This window comes from Actinoplanes rectilineatus, from assembly GCF_000962825.1.
In the GTDB taxonomy this organism is placed as follows: Bacteria; Actinomycetota; Actinomycetes; order Mycobacteriales; family Micromonosporaceae; genus Actinoplanes; species Actinoplanes rectilineatus.
The window spans coordinates 1-1,942 of sequence record NZ_JZKF01000188.1 but is presented as its reverse complement, the minus strand read 5'-3'; the positions used below and the strand labels follow the sequence as shown (position 1 = coordinate 1,942).

The following is a 1,942-nucleotide window of genomic DNA, read 5'->3' as shown; positions in this document are numbered from 1 at the left end:
CGCGGCGTACGGGATGGTGTCCTGGCCCGGTGAATCGTTCGGCCCGATCCGCGAGTTGTTCCACGAGAAGCCGATCACGGTGACCGGGAACGGCGGGTTGGCGTTGCGGACCTGGTTGACCGCGTTCTGGATGGTGGTGTCCGAGAACGATCGGCCGAAGCCGTTGACGCCGATGACCAGGCCGAAACGGCCGTCCGACGTTCCCGGGCGGAAGCCCTGGGCGTACGCGGTGATGAGGTTCTGGATGTCGTCGTGGGGGGTGACCGGAACCGTGGCGAGGTAGGCCGGTTTGTCGGCGGTCTCCGGGTTGCGCGGACCGAGCTGTCCGACGGTGACCGGGGTGCCGACCTGCCTCAGGTCATAGGTGCGGACCGCGTTCTGGAACGAGCGGCTGCCCTTGGGCCGGCCGGAATCGGGATCGGTGAGGACGTCCTGCATCGACTGGGTCGTCGGCGCCGGGGTGCGGGGCGCGGCCGAGTCGGTGTGCGCGTCGTTCCTGGTGTCGGTGTCGGTGTCGGTGTCGGTGGTGCCAGTGGTGCCAGTGGTGTCGGCGGTGGTGCTGGTGGTGGTGTCCCCGGTCGGGGTCGCCGTCTGCCGGACCGGTCCCGCGGTGTCGGAGACGTTCTGGATGAACTGCAGGTCCTTGTCGTGCAGGTACTGCGACGGGACGTCGTTGGTGATGTCCGCGCTGGTGGCGGGCAGGTTGTGCACCTCGGGGCCCATGACACCGGGGCGGTCCTGGGTGTTGAAGAGGTGATGGTCCGCCCGGTAGCCCTCGTTGACACCGAGGTAGTGCATGACCTCGTGCACCATGACGGCCGGATTGTTGTTGGTGTTCCACCGGCTCTGGTTGGTGGTGTTGCCGTCGTTGGTGTGGTCGTCCGGGTTGTCCGGGTCGGGCAGCGGCGCCGAGGTGATCTCGACCGGCGGACGGCTACCGGGAGTGTCCTGCCAGTCGTCGGTCGTCGCGCTCTCGGACCAGGGCTTGGTCTCGACGTCGAGCTGCACGTGCAGTTCCCGGCCGCCGGGGAGCGTGTGCTGCCCGTTGACCATCTGGTCGATGGTGTTCTGGATGTCGTTCGCGAAGTCCCGGAGCTGCTCCGGCGTCATCTGGTCGTCGCGGGACGTCAGATCCAGCTTGACCTCGAAGGAACGGTAGTCCTTGCCGTCGACGGTGAAATCGCGGCTGGTGAAGTCGATGGTCGTGATCTCGCCGCGGAGCAGGTGCGTACCCGGAACGATGGTGTCCTTCGACGGGTTGTACCGCTCGGTCCGCAGCTGCTTCTGCTCGGCGTTGTCGTAGGCGTCCTGCCAGGCCTTGCTGGACGTGTCCGGACCCTGGGGGCGATCCGGCGTGCTGTCGGTCGGAACGTCGACCCGGGTGTCGATCGGCGTCGCGACCGGAGTCGCGTCCGGAGGGGCCTGCGACGTGGTGTGCGGATTGCTGGACAACGCGCTGTGCGTCGCACCCGCCACCTGGATCAGCGTCTTCGCGCCGTTCCCCAGATCACCCTTGAAATCGTTCAGGATGTTCTTCTGCGTGGTCGGGCTGATCGGCTCGACACTCTTGAACGCGAGCTGCGTCAGACCGTTCGCCTTGTTGGCGTCGATACCCGGGTAGAACGTCTGGATGTAGTTCTGGACCTGCTTCTTCCAGGTCTCCCGGTCCGCGTGACTCTGCGGGATGGCATCCGGATTCGCCGGATCGTAGTTCTGCAACAACCGGTCGGCCTGCGTCTCGATGGAGACACTCGGATCGAAAGCGCCGAAAGCCAGCGGATCCATGCCCTGGAACAGTCGCTGCTGAGCCACCGACTGGGCGAGGCCGCGGCCCTCCTTCGAGGTGTACTTCAGGTCGCCCTGCGGGTCGTTACGCACGCCGAAGGTGATGTCGGTTTCCAGGCTGGAATTGTCGACCCGGACGAACGTGTTCGGCTCGGGC

General features: G+C 66.3%; 1 protein-coding gene. It reads right to left on the bottom strand.

The window, feature by feature from the left end; all coding sequences use genetic code 11:
* Positions 1 to 1,942, bottom strand: a 1,942-nt coding sequence (locus WH85_RS52015) for a hypothetical protein (RefSeq protein WP_045748546.1), incomplete at both ends; no start/stop codon positions are given.